This is a genomic window from Kitasatospora sp. NPDC056531 (genome assembly GCF_042794375.1).
Taxonomy (GTDB): Bacteria; Actinomycetota; Actinomycetes; order Streptomycetales; family Streptomycetaceae; genus Kitasatospora.
The window spans coordinates 155,555-172,093 of record NZ_JBHTTU010000006.1 but is presented as its reverse complement, the minus strand read 5'-3'; the positions used below and the strand labels follow the sequence as shown (position 1 = coordinate 172,093).

Here is a 16,539-nt window from a genome sequence, read left to right as displayed (position 1 = left end):
GGACCACCTGTCTGGCTGTCTGACAGGTTCACGGGGTGATCCTGGGGGTCGGAGCACAGTGGTGTCAAGACATCGGGGTCGACGGAGTGACCTCCGGTGTACTCCGCCGGATGCGCACCTTGCTCTCGGCGATGCGACCCGGAGCGGGGTTCGGGGCCGACCTGGCGGCGGCCACCAGGGCGTGCACCACGGCCGAATCGAAAGCCATTTCGGGGTGCCACTGCACGCCGACCGCGAAGCGGTGCCGGGTGCTCTCGACCGCCTCGATGGTGCCGTCCGCCGTGCGGGCGCCCACGATCAAGCCGGTCCCGAGGGAGTCCACCGCCTGATGATGGTGCGTGGCGACCTGGCGGGTCCCCGGAAGGAGTGCGCCGATCCGCGTCCCCGGCACCGTGGTGACGGCATGGGGGGAGAAGTGGCCGCCGTGCAGGTTGTGCCCGTGGTGACCCACCGTTTCGGGGAGGTGCTGGATCAGGGTTCCGCCTGCGTGCACGTTCATCAACTGCATTCCGCGACACACTCCCAGCACCGGCATGTCACGCGCGAGAGCCTCGGCCAGTACGGCCCACTCCCACCGGTCGCGCTCGTGCACCGGCGGTCCCGTGCACGGATGCGGCCGCGCCCCGTACAGCGCGGGATCCACGTCCTCGCCGCCGGTCAGGACGATCGCGTCCAGGCGCGCGACGACATCGGCCGCGGCTTCCGGCGCGTCCGGCGGCAGCAGGACCACGCGGCCGCCCGCCGCCTGGAGACAGCTGATGTACGCCGCGGGCAGCAGCGCGGCGGGCAGCTCCCACTCCCCCCACTGAGCGTCGGCGAGGTAGGTGGTCAGTCCGATGAGCGGCTTGGGCATACCACTTCCTTTCAGGGGCGGGAGTCGATCGTCGACGGCCGTCTCCTCCGCAGCCCACCCGCCCGACGGACGCGGGGTCAGGAGACTGCGGAAGAGGGGGTGCACGGCCCCGCGGACGCACGAACGCGGCCGACGAGGGAGGTGGTTGGGTCGCGGACCCGGGCGCGGAGGCTTGCGCATCCGGGCCGCGAGCAAGAATCCTGCTGCCGTTCATGCTTAAGCACAAGAAAAGACATCTTCGCGACAGATAAGTGAGCCTTAACTCCGTGCAGAAACTCGACCCCCGGTTGCTCGCCACCCTCGAAGCCGTGGTCCGCCACCGCTCCTTCAACGCCGCCGCACGCGAGCTGGGCTACAGCGCGCCCGCCGTCTCGCAACAGATCGCCGAACTCGAACGCCGCGCCGGCCTCATCCTGATCGAGCGCCGCCCCGTGCGCGCCACCCCGGCCGGCATGGTCCTCCTCGACGCCGAACAGCGCGTCCGAAGCGCACTGGCGGCGGCGTCCGTGGAACTCGACGCCATGCGTGCGGGCACTGCCGGACGGATCAGGCTCGGCGCCTTCGCCTCCGCCGCCGCCGGCATCGTCCCGCAGGCGCTGGCAGAGCTTCACGCGACCTATCCGGATGTGCAGGTCAGCCTCTCCCAAGTGGAGCCCGAAGTCGGCTACGGCCGGCTCAAGCGGGGAGACATGGACCTGGCCCTCAGCTACGACTACGACTTCATCCCGATGCCACCGCCCCGGGGGCTGCGCCGAACGCTGGTCGCACGGGACCCGGTCGTGGCGGTGGTCCCGGCCGACCACCACCTCGCCCACCGGGACGTCATCGACCTGGCCGGCCTCGCGGCCGAGACCTGGATAGCGGCTCCGGAGGCCGCGTTGCGCCTGGAACTGCTCGCTCAGATGGCCAAGACACCGGGCTTCCAGGCCCGCCTGGAATACGACGGCGACGACTTCAACACCGTGCTCGGCTTCGTGGCCGCCGGCCTGTGTGTCGCCGTCATGCCGCGGCTGGCCCTCCCCCCGGGTAGCACCCAGGTCGTGGCGCGCCCCCTCGCCGACCCGGAGCTGACGCGCTTCATCTACACGGTCCGCATCGACACCCGGCACGCCCCGCGCGCGCTCCTGGCCCTGGAACGGATGCTCGCCGCGCAGGCGCTGGCCGCCCTCTCATGAGGCGGGGGCAACGCCTCGACGAGTTCGGACCCGAACGTCGCAGGCCCGCCTGCGGGCCGGCCCTCCGGGCAGCCTCTCACCCCTCCGGTCGGACACTCCGGTCGGCGGTGAGCCGCTCCCGCCACTCGGCCACGGCGACGGGGGACATCGCCGCGAGACGGGCGATCACCTCGTCGTCCCGCCCGTCGGTCCAGCTGAGGACCCGGGTCAGGACGGTGTTCCGGACCAGGCGGACCTCCTTGAGCAACTCCTCCAAGCGCTTCAGCTCCTCCCCGGTGGCGGCAAGCGTGTCGTCGACCGCCTCCCTTTCCTCGGCCCGCTGTTGCCGCAGGTAGGCCGCCAGGCCGGTGAGGACCACACCGTCGTCGGCCGCAGCGCTGCGGAACGTCTCGGCGAGGTGGTCCAACACGCAGTCAGGGGCGTCGGCGAGACTCGCTCCCACGACCTTCGCGCCCTCCCAACTGCTCCGTCCGGCATCGCTGGTCCGCAGCCAGAGCCCGGCTTCGACCGGGGCGCGGTCGCCGCAAGCGGCCGCGCGGTAGGCGTACAGAGCCGCACGGTGACCGTAGAAGGTGTAGCCCTCCTCGATCTGGACGCCCGCCGGAGTGCACATCCGTCCCGGAACGCCGCCGTACCCGGAATCGGGTTCGTAAGTGGCGTAGGCGTCCAGCTCGGCGTCGGTAGCCGTCGCCCAAGCCGGATCGCACAGCTCCGGATTCCGGGCGAGGAAGTCCGCCACTTCGACCCGCCATCCGGGAACCGGGCTCATGCGGGGTTCGGACCAGGCCACCGTGCCCGTCGCATCGAGCGTGTAGAGGCAGGCCTGTTCGAGATCGGTCCAGGCCGTGGCAGCCTCGGCGGACCACTCCAGATCCCCGGCCGGGCCCACACGATGCAGCGAGCCGATCACCCGCTGGACCATGGGCAGGATCCGTCGGACCAGTGTGTAGAGCTCCTCGGCGCTGAAGAAGCGCCAGGTATCGGCGCCCTGCTCGTCGACAGTGCGGTGGGTGAGCAGGAGCGCGAACACGGCCGGGGAAGGCAGAGCGCCATCGCCGGCCGCGGCCCGGCGGTGCCCCGGAAGCCAGGGGGCGGCGCCCTCGTCCTGGGTTCGCCAGTCGGTGTCCCCGAACCAAACGGCACCGGTGGCGGCGTCGACGGCGAGCCACTGCTGGTAGCCATTACCCGGCCCGAACCGTTCCCGGTGGTGCTCGGCCCGCCGGTCGTGCCACACGTATTCCGCTGGGGGCGGATTGAGTTGGACGGCGACGAAACCGTCCTGCGGGGTGTACCCGACAACGACATGTGCAGTCGGTTTGCTGTTCTCGGTCCCGGACATGCGGCTCCCTCCGTGCCGGACCGTGGCGGATCCGCCACTGTGCGACACCGAGCCTGCCCTGTGGGAGCTGTTGCGATCAAATCCGATCACTTGTGGACTTGTCGCCCAATGAAAGTCCGCACACGTGCGGACGCGACGGGGCTGACGACAGGCGATCGTGGAGCGCTGCCTGACCGGTGAACAGGTCGCGGATCTGTCAGCGGCAACCGCCCCACCGGTCCTCGCCCACAGCGGCCTGCCGGGTTCCGGAACCTTCGGACTGGCCGACCAACAGGCGGCGATGCGCTGGGTGCGCGCCGAGATCGGCGCCCTCGGCGGTGACGCGTCCCACGTCACGCTGGCCCGCGAGCCGGCCGGCGGTCGCGGTGATGTTCACGCTCGCCGCAGGCAAGGCCCGCACCGGCACGGCCCTGGACAACCCGGTCCTGAAGACCGAGGGCCGGGTCACGCTGATCGACGGCCTGCTGGCCGCCGCCGTCCTGGCCGGCCTGGTCCTGAACACTTCCTTTCGGCTTCTGGTGGGCCGACCCGCTGGCCGGGGCCTCGTCCACTATGCGGTGCGCGAGGTCAAGGAGATCTTCTTCGCCGAGCACTGGCCAGCACTGCGGTTCGCCGTCGCGGGTGCCGGAGGCGATCAGCTCGCGGATGAACTTGGTCAGGGCGGCAACGACGTGGAAGAGGAGCCGGCCGCCCGGTCGTTCGGATCCTCCTCAGGGCCGTGACGCGGTCGGGACGAGGCCGGTAGGTTCGCGTCGGGGGCGAGCTGGTCAAGACGATCGTGACGGCGGCAGGTCTGTTCGCTGGGACCAACGTCGATGACGTGATCGTGCTGTCGGTGCTGTTCCTGGCCGGCCGCGCGTCCGGAACGCCTTCGCCCAAGCCCTGGCAGGTGTGGGCCGGGCAGACCGTCGGGTTCACGGTCCTGGTAGTGATCTCGGTGGTCGCTGCGCTCGGCCTGGCCGTCCCTCGAACATCAACGTCAACGGCTTCCGTGAGCTGCTCGAGGGCCCGAAGGTCGAGTTCGACGTCACGCAGGGCCAGAAGGGCCCGCAGGCCGAGAACATTCGCCCGCTGTAATTCTTCTGCCATGGCACCCGCCTGGCAGCGAGGGGCCCGCACCGCGCACGTGCCCGGACGCTGTTGGTTAATGCGGGCCTTGATCACTTCGCCCCGCCGACCGGTTGGTCGGCGGGGCGAAGTGCTGTGAAGTGGCTGGTGCGGGTGCGGGCCCGGGGGGTTTCGGTGAGGTGGAGGTCGATGCGGGCGAGGTTGATGGCGGCCGGTGAGCTGGTGCTGGAGGCCGGTCTTCGCGAGGCCCCGCCAGCGGGATCTGCGTAGGCCGCAGCGCTGGACACCCAGGGAGATGGCGCCCTCGACCCCGGCACGCATCTTGTAGCGCTCTTTCCAGGCGTCGGTCTGCTGCTCGGCCCAGGCCTTGTGGACGGCTTCGTGTTCGTCGCGCTGCCGGAGGGTGAGCTCACGGCGCTGGGCCGTGGGTGAGTCGACGCAGTCGCGCAGGTGGGGGCAAGGGCGGCAGTCGGCCGGGCTGAAGCCGACCCGAATGACGGGCGCGCCGTGCTGTGAGTTTCGGTGGTGCCACTGGGTGCTGACGGCCCCGTTCGGGCAGGTGACCCGCTCGCGGTCCCAGTCGATGGTGAAGGCGTCCTGTCCGAAGGGGCCGCCGGCCGAAGAGGACTACCTCGCGCGGCACATCGAGGTGGACGGCGAGCAGCACACCGAAGGCGATGCAGATGCTGATCGACCTGTGGTGACGACCAGGAGCGCTGGGCCCAGTGCGCCGACACGGTCCGCCGCGCCCTGGCCGCGCGGGTCACGCTGTGGGGCGGGATCCTCGCCGACTTCGGCGCCTGACACGCGACGCGGACTCCTCCCGCCGGGCAGCCGTCGTCACCAGCTGCCCTGCACCTGCCGTTGCCACGACGCGTCGACGAAGGACAGATCGAGCCGGCCCAGCCAGCCCGGATCGGCCAGCACGTCGGTCGCGATCGTCCACCGCTAATCGCCGCCGCTCCCCGGCCGGAATGAGACCCGGACGGATGGGTGCAAGACTGAGAAGGCGGAGGTGGTGTCATGGCCGACGAGGACGACCGGGCGGCCGCCACGGGGGCGGACGAGCGGCTGCTGGAACAGCTGCTCGCCGAGGCCAACGCGATCGCCCCCCACCGTCTGCCCGCACTGGCGAACCGTGCCGCCCGGGCACTCGGCCTGGACAGTGCCACGGTCTACGTCGCCGACCTCCGCCAGCATCTGCTCATCCCCCTCGACGAACAGACCGACCGGCTGCTGGTGGACTCCAGTGAGGGGGCTGGGCCTACCGCACACTGTCGCTGCGCGTCCACGAGTCCCTGGACGGCGTGACGGCGTGGCTGCCGATGGTGGACGGCGCGGAGCGGCTCGGCGTGCTGGGCGTGCGGGCCGGCGTCCTGGACGGGACGCGGCTGCGCCGCTGCCGGATGCTGGCTGGGGTCCTGGCCATGGTGGTCGCCTCCAAGCGCACCTACAGCGACTGGCTCGTTGCCCGTTCCCGCACGCAGCGCTTGACGCTGCCCACCGAGATGCTGCGCGCCTTCCTGCCACCGCACAGCGTCGGCCGCGCCGGCGTGATCTCCACCGTCGTGCTGGAACCCGCCTACGCGCTCGGCGGCGACGCCTTCGACCACTCGGTGACCAGGAACATCCTGCACGCCAGCATCTTCGACGCGACGGGCCACGACCTCTCTTCGGGGCTGACCACCGCGATGGTGATGGCCGGCTGCCGCAACGCCCGCCGCTCCGGCGCCGACCTGCCGGACATGATCGAGGCGGTGGACCAGGCGCTCGCCGAGTGGCTCCCCGAACAGTCCTGCAGCGGCGTGCTGTGCCGGCTGGACGTGGACACCGGCGTGCTGCAGTGGTGCAACTGCGGTCACCCGCCGCCCCTGCTGATCCGCAACGAACGCGTGCTGGAGCACGCCCTGGAAAGCCCCCCTCAGCCGCCGATGGGCCTGCCGTTCCGGCTCGCGCCCAGCCACCGTGAGGTGCACGAGACGACGCTGGAACCCGGCGACCGGGTGCTCCTCTACACCGACGGCGTCACCGAAGCCTGTGGCGAGGACGGCGAGGCGTTCGGCGGGGACCGGTTCACGGACTTCATCATCCGTTCCTCAGCGGCCGGCCAGCAGCCTTCCGAGGTGCTGCGGCTGCTCATCCACGCGATCCTCGAACACCAGGGTGGCGACCTCGGTGACGACGCCACCATCCTGCTCGTCGAATGGCACCCCGACACTCATTGAATCGCCTACTGAGCCCCAGCTCAGCTGCACCTGTGACCACAGTGAGTCGCGATAGCCTACGCCGCGCACGGCTCGCTCTCCTCAGAGCGGAGGACCGCTGCGGTTGCGTGGTCACGGTGTCGCGACCGCGGATTCCGTCGCGGCCGGCGGCAGCCGCGATCGCCTTGTTCGGCAGTGCGTTGCGTCAGAACCTGCGTCCCGGGGCGGGTGACCCTGGTGGGCGTCACCCCCGTGCGCCCGTCACGCCATCGGCCGAACCGTCACGTGACCACCGACGTGCTCCGCCGTTCCGGCCGCCTCCGGGAGGCGTCGTGCGGCGAGCGCTGCGATGTCGTCGTGCAGGGCGCCGTCACTGTAGACGATGAGGTCCTGGCGGAGTCGGTCGAGGAGCTCGCCGGGAGCGGCCGCGATCCAGGGGCGGACACGTTCGGTGAGTGGGTAGAAGCTCCCACTGGAGTCGCGGGTCTCGGTCACGCCGTCGGTGTAGAGAATCAGTTGGTCCCCGGCGGTGAAGGGGGCCACGTCCACGTGGTAGTCGTCGTCCACGAGCATCCCCAGGTTGATGGGGGGTGAAGGGGCGGACGGTTCCAGCTCGCATACCTGTCCGTCGTGGAGGAGCAGCGGTGGCGGATGCCCGCAGTTGACGAGCCGGACGGTGGGCTCGTCGTCGGGGACCTCGACGAACACGGCGGTGACGAAACGCTCCGCGACGTCGCCGCCCGGCATCTGGGCCGCGGCGCGACTCATGCTGGTCTCCACCCGTCGTGCCAGGTGGGGGAGGTCGGGTTCGTCGTGCGCGGCCTCTCGGAAGGCGCCGAGCATGACCGCGGCCGCCTCCACGGCGTGCAGGCCCTTGCCGCGTACGTCACCGATGAGCAGCCGTACACCGTGGGGCGTGCGCACTGCCTCGTACAGGTCGCCGCCGATCTGGGCTTCCGCTGCGGCGGCCATGTAGAAGGTGTCGATGCTGACCTGGCCGAGGCGGTGCGGGACGGGGCGCAGCAGCACCCGCTGGGCGGTCTCGGCCACCGAGCGGACGTCGGCGAGGGTGCGTTCCCGCTTCTGACGGGCGCCGCTGGCGACGGCGGCAGCCAGCGTGACCGCCGCTATCGCCCCCACGGTGAAGAAGTGCCCGGGGCGTTCGAGCAGCCCCTGGGCGGCAGCCAGGCCGACATTCGTCACCAAGCTGAGCAGCCCGATGGCAAGGGTCCCCCTGACCGACCACGCGCAGGCGGCCAGCGCGGGTGCGGCCGACAGGAGTCGGTCGAACTGCAGATCCAGTGGAGTGGTCAGGTCCAGTAGAGCCGTCAGCAGGATGATCGCGAACGGCATGAGGTTCACGTAGTCGGACGGCACGATCCGCTTCCGGGCTTGCGGTGCGGACCGCCTCTGACCGGTCATACAGGCAGTATAGGAAGTCCCTGCGGCGTGGTCATGGCACCTCGATCGCGGTGGGAAGCCCTCCTGTCACGGACAGTGCGTGATGTTCGTCTGCCTCGAGTCGCTAGGAGCGTGTGTCAGTAACGGGCAACTGGTTGGCCGAATGCGCACTCGGCGGTCGGCGGGATCGGCCGTCCGGTCGCCTGATTGGCGGCTGCGGGGCTGGCGGGTGGGTCCGGGGCCCGGGGTGGAGCGCGTCGGGGGCCGCGCTGGCTGGCCGATCAGTTGGCCGGCGCGGCGAGTCCGGTGGTTCCGGCGTGTCGGAATGCCTTGCGGAAGTTGTGGCAGGCGGCCGGCAGTCGCCGCTCGCCCCGGGCGCCGTCCTCGCCACGCAGGAGGAGTTGGCGGCCCGTCTGGCAGGTCATGATCTGACCGAAGATGGGTTCGACGATGGCTTTGCGGCGGCTGTAGGCGGCGCGTCCGGGCTTGGGCCGCAGCCTCCCGCCCGCTCGACCGCTCTCAGGTCGTCTGTCCTGGTCGCCGTCCCTGGGCCATACGGGTCGTCGAGTGCCGCCGTTCGATGGATGCGACGGTCGGGTCCGAGGCGGCTGTCGTCCGGCTGAGACACCTTCCTTGTGGGCGTACCGGCGAATACGCCCCAGCCCGAAGAGGAACCCAGTGTCGTGGGGGTTCCGAACCGCTTACCCATCGTCCACCTGGGTGGTTGCAGGAAGGACCCTCGACGTGTCTGATCCCGTCGTCCTCATCACGGGCGCGCTCACCGGCATCGGCCGCGCCACCGCCTTCGCTTACGCCCGTCAAGGCGCGAACCTCGTGGTCTCCGGCCGCCACGAGGACGTGGGTGAGCTGCTCGCCAGGGAACTCTCCGACCTCGGCGCCCCGGCCGAGTTCGTGCGTGCCGACGTCCGCTTCGACGCCGATGTGAAGGACCTCGTCGATCGCGCGGTCGCGCGGTTCGGGCGGATCGATGTCGCCTTCAACAACGCCGGCACCGAGGGAACACCCGGCCCTGTCACCGAAGTGACCGATGAGGCCTACCAGGCCACCTTCGACACCAACGTCAAGGGAACACTGCTCTGTCTGAAGCACGAGTTCCGGGTCATGAGGGAACAGGGCGGCGGCAGCATCGTCAACGTCAGCTCCACCCTCGGCCTGATGGGCTACCCCGGGGCGGCCTTGTACGTCGGGAGCAAGCACGCCGTCGTCGGCATCACCAAGTCGGCCGCGCTCGAAGGCGTCGCTCACGGTATCCGGGTCAACGCGGTCGCGCCCGGCTACACCCGGACCGCCATGTACGACCGGTTCACCGGCGACGACACGGCGCGTGCTGCGGTCGATTCGGTGCTGCCCATGCACCGGGCGGGTGCCCCGGAGGAGATCGCCGAGGCCGTCCAGTACCTGGGTTCCGACAAGGCGAGCTACGTCACCGGGCACATCCTCCTTGTCGACGGCGGCCTCATGGCGGGTGGCCCCCTGTTCCCGAGCACGTGAATCGCGAGGTCGGCGCAGGCCGTGTCGGCCTCGGCGACGCGCCCGCTCGACGGGATGTTCCGGTGCTCATCATGCTCAAGCGGGGGCCCGCAGCACACGAGCGGCATCAAAGGGGTCACTGACATTGATCACGCCGCTCCCCGAGAGACGGCTCCCGAGGTCACGACGAAACGACTCCCTCAGAAACTGACACGGCCACTTGCTCGGGTTCAGGCGCAACTGTAGGCACTCCAGGCGGGTGGCCGCATGCCTGGCCCGGACTGCATCGACTGGGTTAGATGAGACGGCGACTGGCTTCGGTGAGAACGGACAATAATCGCGTGATGTCCGTTTTGCGATCAGGTGTCCTGCGGCAGCGCAGGTTGAACGTTGTCTCCAAGGTTGGCGATCAGTAGGTTCGTGTCACCGAAGTTCGAGAGGGGGTCGCTGAGATGCTCACCTTGACGGCGGTCGCCGGTGACCCGCTTGTCCTGACGCGGCGCCTGGACCTGAATGGCGGTTCGGAGGTCGTCTTCCGGCCGCTCACGCACACTGACGCGCATCATCTGGCAGCCTTCCTTGAGGGGCTGTCTGCCGAATCGAGGCGGCTGAGTACGTTCAACGGGTACGACCTCGCTGCTGCCCGTGAACTGTGTGACGCGATTGCCCGTTACGACAAGCTCAGACTGGTGCTTGACGAAGTGCCGTCCGGCAGGATCGTCGGTCTTCTGGAATTCAGCCTCGATCTCCACTCTGCGGATATCGCCCGCTATCGCAGGGCCGGCATCCGGCTGGCGGCCACGGACTGTCGCTTCGGCCCGACCTTGGCTGACGACTATCAGGGGAAGGGGGTGGGAACGCAGGTCTTCCCGCTCATCGCGGACGTCGCACGGCGCTTTGGTAAGAAGAGAATCATCCTGTTGGGCGGCGTTCTCGCCGACAACTCACGCGCCATTCGTTACTACGAGAAGCAGGGCTTCCAGACGGTCGGCTCCTTCACCGGAGCGGACGGCGTGCGGGCACTCGACATGATCCTCGACCTGCACCTGCCGCTCGGCCGGTGACGGCCTTCGCTCAGGTTCGATGACACACGCTTAACCTCCGCTGGCACGGGACATCAGGCAAGTCCGAAAACGCGGGCTGTCGGCGGAGCTGGTCAAGGGCAGGCGGGATCGGCGATGCTGCGTCGGCAGGAACGGGGGTCTTCGAACTTAGAGGACGAGACAAGGCCGCGCGGGCCGATGACTTCACATCCACGGGCGCCGCGCCTCGCGCCGCCTATGCCTGCCGCCGCTCCCACTGCTCCTTCGTGATCTCGTACCGCACACCCCCGTGCTCGGAACCCTCGACCGCCATCATGTCGTCCGGCGTGGGGATGTTCTCCGCGAGCGTCATCCCGAGCTTCTCCATGACGTTACGCGAAGGGCGGTTCACGGTCATCGTCTCGGCCCAGACCATACGGATGCCGAGCTCGGCGAACCCCTTCGCTAGCAGCGCCTGCGAGACTTCGGTGGCGTAGCCCCGGCCCCAGGCCACCTGGCGCAGGCGATAGCCGAGTTCGGCCTCCTCACGCGGGCCGCTGCGCAGCGGACGCAGGCAGAACCAGCCGACGAACGCGCCGCCGTCCTTCTCGTGCGCGGCGAACAGGCCGAGGTCATGATTCCAGCGCTCGTAGCCGGCGAGGATGCTGGGGATGGCGAGGTCGCGGACCTCCTCTGGCGGGGTTGGAGCGCCGCCGGTCAGGTAGCGCATCACCGCCGGGTCGCTGTCCAGCTCGATCAGCAGGTCCGAGTCGGCGGCGGCGAAGGGACGGAGGGTCAGGCGCTCGGACTCGAGGTAGGTGGTCACGTGAGGATCATGGCCGAGACGGGTCGGACGGTCCAGGGAGTTTTCGGGCCGCGTCTGTCACCGGGTGGCGTGCTGGAGGAACAGCAGCATGACACGGCCGCCTTCACCTCACGGCCGAGGACCCGCCTGTATCGCTCCCCAAGCCGTTAGGGCTCGCAGAGAACCAACGTGTTGCTTCCCGCTCGGCGGCTCGTTGATGTGGTATGCGCATCTCTGAGTCGATCAGTAGCCAACTCGCCCTGAAATTCGCTGTGTTGTTCCCACACCTGGATGAGCGCCAGCAGCGTCTGCTGATGGCTACCGAGGCCCGGGTGCTGGGGCAACCGTGCGAGCGGTCGGGTGGCGGGCCGTGGCGTTCGCCGACTGCGCCACTCGTGTGAAGCCGGTGGCATCGCGGCTGTCAGCGTGGTCAGGGCCGCGGCCGCGGCGGAGCGGCTGTGGGCCGGGGAATCCGGCTGACAACCGAGCCGATCAGCGTGCCGATGGAGACCCCGAACATGGCGGACACGGCTGCGAGCACGGCGTGTGCCCCGTTGCCGACCTCGATCTGTGCGGTGTTGAGCAGGCCGAAGGAGCCGGGCACCACGACCCAGAACGCGGGAAGGTACAGCACCTGCCAGGATGAGCCGCCCCATAGCCAATGCGCGACGGTGGCCGCAGCCGCGGCGGCGACCGCGCCGGCCAGGCCGCCCACTGCCGCGCCGTTGGCGGAGCCCACCGTCACCTGGACGGCGGCCGCCACCGCGATCACCGCGACGATCCACGGGATGGCCGGCGGCGGCGTGTTGACGTTGATCACGAGCCCGGCCACGGCGAGCGCCAGTCCCAGGCAGATCACCCACCAACTGGGTGTGGCCACCTGGGTGTCGGCCAGCGCGGAGACGGGAACGCCGGTGACGGTGGCGGCGGCCACCACGCCGGTGAGGAAGAGCGCCAGTTGCACGGAGCCGGACACCAGCCTGGCCGTTCCGGCGCTGGCCGCACCCGCAGCGATCTCCGACAGTCCGGTCACCAGAAGAGCGCCCGGCAGCAGGACCGCCAGGGTGGCGACGATCGTGCGCAGCGGACCGTCCAGCAGTGCGAACCGGGCTGCTCCCAGCACGAGAACGGAGACGAGGAAGCCGGCGGTGACCGGCAGTAGTGGCCGCAGCAGCGGCAGCCGGCGAGCCGTCATGGTGAGGCCCGCCACGAGCAGCGAGCCGATCGCGGCGGCGAGGACGTTCGACGCCACCGGTTGCAGGTAGAGACAGAGCCCCACCCCGACCGGCACCATCCCGAGGTCCGCGACCCAGGCGGGCCAGCGCGCCGGTGCCCGGCGGATCGCGTCCAGGTCGCGCAGCGCCCGGTGTCCTTCGAGTCCGCCTGCGCGCAGCCGGTGCACCACGTCGAGGAGGTCGGCCGTCTGCTCGAACCGCAGTGCGGGGCCGACGGGCTCGAACGCGGTTGCGTCGTCCGCGCTCAGCGCGACGAACAGCCCGGTGGTCAGGGCGGCGACCCGCACATCGGGCGCTCCCAGCGTCCGTCCGAGCCTGCGCAGCTCCTCCTCCACATCGTGGACGGGCAGGCCGCCGCTCAACAGGCCTGCACCGAGTTCGAGCAGGAGGCGGCGCCGCGGGTCGGCCGGGGAGTCGGGACCCCGGTCTGGCGGAACTGTGCTGACCATGGCGCGTACGGTCGCGTGCAACCTTTTTCCGTTTTCTACGTGTACGGGGCCGCCGTGGTGGCGGTGCGGCGGCTGTGAAGCATGCGCATCGGTCGCAACTGGCCGATGCGCGACCGGTACGCCCGGGGCAGGGCCACCGGCACCGGTGACTGACCACCAAGACAGGGTGAGAGCCCGACTGTTGTCAGAAGTCCGTCATGAAGATCTCCTCGTGATCCGGGACGCGCTGTGTGCGTCGCTCAGCCTGGATGACGGCCCCGGCCGGGCCGATGTTCAGAGGGAAGCCGCGACGAAGATCACTGCGCCGACGCTGAACCGGGCCTCACTGGCTGCGATCAGTCGCCGTAGGCGTGGTGCGCCCACGCAGTCGGCGGCGGGAGGGCAGGGCCGTCCGTCCCAGTCGTTCGACGGCCTGGTGCAGATCGCGGGTGGGGAAGCCGAGCCGGGTGCGCCACGGGACCAGCAGGGCCGTGGCCCGGGCGGCGCGCAGCAGCCCGGTCGCCACCGTCGCGGGCCGACCGGGCCGGCCGTAGAGGTCGTGGGCCCACGAGGGCATGAGCGAGTAGCCGAGGCGGGAGGCCGCGCTCCAGATGGGGCGCAGCGCGCGGTGCGGCCCGTGCAGTGGTGGGCGGGAGATGAAGCGGTGGATGTCCAGTGCCTCGGCGGAGGCGGTCAGCACGGGCCGCATGCCCGCCAGGTAGTCCTCCAGGTCGGCGACCGACCCGGGGGCATCGCCGGGGGCGAGCCCTACCAGTGCCGCGATGCGCCGCTGTTCGCGGACGTAGTCGTCCGCTTGCTGGGCGCGCAGCGGCAGGCCGCCTCGTTGGACGGCGTGCAGGTTGGACCTGACCAGCGCGCAGTGGACCCACAGCAGGAGGTCCGGGTCGTCAAGCCGGTGCACCGCGCCGCTGCGCGGATCGTGGATGCGCAGCCGCTCGTGCACGGCCCGCACCCGGGCGCCGGCCTGTTCCGCCCGGGCACGGGTGCCCCAGGTGGTGGCGACGATGAAGGAGCCGGTGCCGAAGAGCCGGCCGAAGGGGTCCGTCTCGAACGAGGAGTTCTGGACGATGCCGAGAGCCGCGAGGGGATGCAGCGCCTGCAGGTGGAGTGCGCTGATCCCACCGGCCCACATCGCGGGATCGGCGTGCAGGTGCCAGGTCACCGAGGACGGGCCGAAGAGCCCACAGTCGGCGGTGTCCCGGCTGGTCGGGGTGGCAAGGGTCTTCACGGTCGGCCTTTACTGCTCTGCCCGGGCAGGGATTTCCTGCACCCGCCGTCTTACGGACGTGTGCAGACACTGGTTCACCGCGACGAATCGCCGGTCACCGCGGGGTCGATCTCCTCAGATCAGCAGCAACTCTTCCTCCCCTGGTCAGGTACTTCAGCGCTCGAACGGCTCCGGCCGCGAGAGTGCTCACCTGCCGGCGGCTACGGCACCGAGTCTCTCCGACTCGGTAGCTCCCATCAGGCGGCGTGCGGCAGTCCGCCCGGAGGCCGGCGCCAGTGGGCGGTGGGGTCCGCTGGCCGGCGGCGGCCCTCGGGGAGGGCGGGCGGCTGGTCGGTGCCCACCAGGTCGATCACCCACAGCACCCGCCGGGCGACCCGCAGCACGGCCCGCAGTTCTGACGGATCGATGCCGAGAGCGCGACAGATCCGCTGCTCGCTCCAGCCGGCCCTGACCAAGGTGGCCGCGACGGCGGGCCGGTCCTGGCCCCGGACCCGCACCGGCTCGCCGTGCTGAAGCCGGGCCGGCACCCCGGCGGGCAGGCCGCGGAAGTTCTGCACCTGCTTGAGCAGCCCGCGGCGCTCCTGTCCGGTGAGGCCGCCCCACACGCCGTACAGTTCGCGGTCCCGGACCGCCTGACGCAGGCACCTGCGGCGGACCGGGCAGGCCCGGCAGATCTGCTTGGCCCTGGTCACCCGGGCTTCGGCAGGGGGTCCGCCGCCGCCGCGGTTGTCCGGGAAGAACAGCTCCGGGTCTACGTACCGGCAGGCGGCGTCGGCCATCGGGTCCTCGCCGGCCCGGTCCGCCGGCCAGAGCCCGGCGTGCGTTGGGGCACCGGACATGGAACTCACCCTTTCGAGAGGAGGCTTGGACAGCGGAGGGCACGGCGGCCGGTCAGACGGCGCGCCGCTCCCGGGGCTGCTCAGTAGCCGTAGCCGCTGCCGCTCTGGACGGCGCTGGCGGCGGGTGTGGCTGCGGGGGCCTTCTTGCCGGTGGGCGTGCTCGCGAACCAGGTGCCGCCGACGCCCTGGCCCTTGGTGTCGCCGGGCTTGGCGTCCGAGGCGTAGCGGTAGAGCGGCCAGCCGCCCAGGGTGAGCTGCTTGGTGCCGTCGGTCCGGGTCACGGAGCCGATCAGCGCGCTGTCGACGCCCTGTGCCCGGATGTGCTCCGCGGCGGGCGCCGGCGGCCAGGTGGTGGCACAGGTACCGGTGCAGTTCGAGGCGGAGGGATTGGCGGTGTCCTTGTCGAACCGGTAGAGCGTGTTGCCGTCGGCGTCGGTGACGATCGGTCCGAGCGTGTTCGAGCCGGCCGCCACGAGCGCCGGGCCGCCGGAGGCCGCGGCGGAGGAGGGCGAAGCGGTCCCCGAGGTGCCGTCGGACCCGCAGGCGGCGACCAGAGTCAGGGCGGCGACGCCGGCGACGGCGAGCAGGGCGGTACGGCTGAACGTGGGCATGGTGGCCTTCCTGGCTGACAGGTAGTGGGAGGTGCGGGGCGGTCTTCGTCGTCGCCCGCATCCCTCCTTACGGACCGAATGGCGGCGGGTCTCAATTCCGTTCGGAATTTCTTCGCCGAATTCGCGTACCCGTCCGGGAAGAGCGGCGCTACAGCGGCAGGCCGTGCTCCTGGATCGCCAGGCGCAGCGCGCGGATGGCGTAGAAGCATCGGGACTTGACGGTTCCTTCGGGAACCCCGAGCAGCTGCGCGGTCTCGGCGAGCGAGCGGTGGTTGAAGTACAGCTCGGTGAGTACGGTCCGGTGCGCTTCGCTGAGCGACGCCAGGGCCTGGCGGACCGACCAGTTGTTCAGCAGCCGGTCGATCTCGTCGCCGAGCGCGGCCTTCTCCGCGAAGACGGAGAAGGCCGGCGCACCCACCTCGGTCGGCCGGCTGCCGCGGGCCCGCAGGTGGTCGATGAGCAGGTTCCGGGCCACCCGGTAGAGCCACGGAAGCGGCGTGCCGTGGTCCGTGGTGAGGATCTCCGGGTGGCGCCAGGCCCGGACGAAGGCCTCCTGGGTGAGGTCCTCCGCCAGCTGGGCGTCGCCGAAGGTGCGCTTGACGATGTAGCTGTACACGGCCGGCTGGTGCGTGGTCAGCAGGGCGTGGAATTCGGCGTCGGTCATCCGCGGCCCGGTCGCGGGAGCGGCCTGAGGCTGACGGGCGAGCTGGGTCATGAGGGTCCTCTGGTGCGGTGATGCCTGCTCTCTCTGGCGAGGCATACCGAGCCTCCCGGCCGCCCCGATCGCGCACATCCGCCAACTGGCTCCGCAAGCGCGCG

General features: G+C 70.5%; 15 protein-coding genes and 4 pseudogenes. 7 read left to right on the top strand and 12 right to left on the bottom strand.

Annotated elements, in window-relative coordinates; all coding sequences use genetic code 11:
- Positions 1–64: 64 nt before the first annotated feature.
- Positions 65–853 (bottom strand): gamma-glutamyl-gamma-aminobutyrate hydrolase family protein, encoded by a 789-nt coding sequence (locus ACFQ87_RS09620; RefSeq protein WP_380610061.1) that lies wholly within the window; start codon positions 851–853, stop codon positions 65–67.
- A 266-nt stretch (positions 854–1,119) separates the two neighbouring features.
- On the opposite strand from ACFQ87_RS09620, the gene ACFQ87_RS09615 reads away from it, so the two are divergent.
- Positions 1,120–2,028 carry a LysR family transcriptional regulator gene (locus ACFQ87_RS09615; RefSeq protein WP_380610060.1) on the top strand — a complete coding sequence of 303 codons (909 nt, stop codon included), beginning with the start codon at positions 1,120–1,122 and terminating at the stop codon, positions 2,026–2,028.
- Between the two features lie 76 nt (positions 2,029–2,104).
- Here the strand turns inward: ACFQ87_RS09615 and ACFQ87_RS09610 are convergent, their stop codons facing one another.
- Complete coding sequence (locus tag ACFQ87_RS09610) at positions 2,105–3,367, bottom strand: hypothetical protein (RefSeq protein ID WP_380610059.1); 1,263 nt, start codon at positions 3,365–3,367, stop codon at positions 2,105–2,107.
- Between the two features lie 196 nt (positions 3,368–3,563).
- Positions 3,564–3,743: a hypothetical protein gene (locus tag ACFQ87_RS09605; protein WP_380610163.1), complete on the bottom strand. Its 180-nt coding sequence runs from the start codon at positions 3,741–3,743 to the stop codon at positions 3,564–3,566.
- Between ACFQ87_RS09605 and ACFQ87_RS09600 the strand changes: the two genes are divergently transcribed.
- Both ACFQ87_RS09600 and ACFQ87_RS09595 read left to right on the top strand, forming a co-directional pair.
- Positions 3,657–4,016, top strand: coding sequence for a hypothetical protein (locus ACFQ87_RS09600; RefSeq protein WP_380610153.1), 360 nt, complete (start codon positions 3,657–3,659; stop codon positions 4,014–4,016). The two genes, ACFQ87_RS09605 and ACFQ87_RS09600, sit on opposite strands and share 87 nt — an antisense overlap.
- Before the next feature lie 233 nt (positions 4,017–4,249).
- The gene (locus tag ACFQ87_RS09595; RefSeq protein ID WP_380610152.1) at positions 4,250–4,444 is read left to right on the top strand and encodes a cold shock domain-containing protein; all 195 of its coding nucleotides are present in this window, start codon (positions 4,250–4,252) and stop codon (positions 4,442–4,444) included.
- Positions 4,445–4,527: 83 nt separating this feature from the next.
- Here ACFQ87_RS09595 and ACFQ87_RS09590 read toward each other — a convergent pair.
- A pseudogene (locus ACFQ87_RS09590) lies at positions 4,528–5,062 on the bottom strand (transposase); the annotation flags it as partial.
- Between the two features lie 108 nt (positions 5,063–5,170).
- Between ACFQ87_RS09590 and ACFQ87_RS09585 the strand changes: the two are divergent.
- A pseudogene (locus tag ACFQ87_RS09585) lies at positions 5,171–5,239 on the top strand (hypothetical protein); the annotation flags it as partial.
- A 219-nt stretch (positions 5,240–5,458) separates the two neighbouring features.
- A pseudogene (locus tag ACFQ87_RS09580) lies at positions 5,459–6,660 on the top strand (PP2C family protein-serine/threonine phosphatase).
- 240 nt (positions 6,661–6,900) lie between these two features.
- Here ACFQ87_RS09580 and ACFQ87_RS09575 read toward each other — a convergent pair.
- Together ACFQ87_RS09575 and ACFQ87_RS09570 are read right to left on the bottom strand one after the other, a co-directional pair.
- Positions 6,901–8,061, bottom strand: a complete 1,161-nt coding sequence (locus tag ACFQ87_RS09575) for a PP2C family protein-serine/threonine phosphatase (RefSeq protein ID WP_380610058.1) — start codon at positions 8,059–8,061, stop codon at positions 6,901–6,903.
- A gap of 260 nt (positions 8,062–8,321) precedes the next feature.
- Positions 8,322–8,537: pseudogene (locus ACFQ87_RS09570) on the bottom strand (transposase); the annotation flags it as partial.
- Between the two features lie 247 nt (positions 8,538–8,784).
- Here ACFQ87_RS09570 and ACFQ87_RS09565 point away from each other — a divergent pair.
- Positions 8,785–9,552, top strand: coding sequence for an SDR family NAD(P)-dependent oxidoreductase (locus tag ACFQ87_RS09565; RefSeq protein ID WP_380610057.1), 768 nt, complete (start codon positions 8,785–8,787; stop codon positions 9,550–9,552).
- A 431-nt stretch (positions 9,553–9,983) separates the two neighbouring features.
- The gene (locus tag ACFQ87_RS09560) at positions 9,984–10,595 is read left to right on the top strand and encodes a GNAT family N-acetyltransferase (RefSeq protein ID WP_380610056.1); all 612 of its coding nucleotides are present in this window, start codon (positions 9,984–9,986) and stop codon (positions 10,593–10,595) included.
- 214 nt (positions 10,596–10,809) lie between these two features.
- Here ACFQ87_RS09560 and ACFQ87_RS09555 read toward each other — a convergent pair whose 3' ends face one another.
- The 6 genes from ACFQ87_RS09555 to ACFQ87_RS09530 all read right to left on the bottom strand — a co-directional run bounded on the left by ACFQ87_RS09555 (position 10,810) and on the right by ACFQ87_RS09530 (position 16,435).
- A complete protein-coding gene (locus ACFQ87_RS09555) occupies positions 10,810–11,379 on the bottom strand; it encodes a GNAT family N-acetyltransferase (RefSeq protein WP_380610055.1) in 570 nt (189 codons plus the stop codon).
- A 409-nt stretch (positions 11,380–11,788) separates the two neighbouring features.
- A complete protein-coding gene (locus tag ACFQ87_RS09550; protein ID WP_380610053.1) occupies positions 11,789–13,042 on the bottom strand; it encodes a threonine/serine exporter family protein in 1,254 nt (417 codons plus the stop codon).
- Between the two features lie 322 nt (positions 13,043–13,364).
- The gene (locus ACFQ87_RS09545; protein WP_380610052.1) at positions 13,365–14,270 is read right to left on the bottom strand and encodes an oxygenase MpaB family protein; all 906 of its coding nucleotides are present in this window, start codon (positions 14,268–14,270) and stop codon (positions 13,365–13,367) included.
- Between the two features lie 236 nt (positions 14,271–14,506).
- Positions 14,507–15,109 (bottom strand): WhiB family transcriptional regulator, encoded by a 603-nt coding sequence (locus ACFQ87_RS09540; RefSeq protein WP_380610051.1) that lies wholly within the window; start codon positions 15,107–15,109, stop codon positions 14,507–14,509.
- Positions 15,110–15,189: 80 nt separating this feature from the next.
- A complete protein-coding gene (locus ACFQ87_RS09535; RefSeq protein WP_380610049.1) occupies positions 15,190–15,720 on the bottom strand; it encodes a hypothetical protein in 531 nt (176 codons plus the stop codon).
- Positions 15,721–15,868: 148 nt separating this feature from the next.
- A complete protein-coding gene (locus tag ACFQ87_RS09530) occupies positions 15,869–16,435 on the bottom strand; it encodes a sigma-70 family RNA polymerase sigma factor (RefSeq protein ID WP_380610048.1) in 567 nt (188 codons plus the stop codon).
- Between the last annotated feature and the right edge of the window lie 104 nt (positions 16,436–16,539).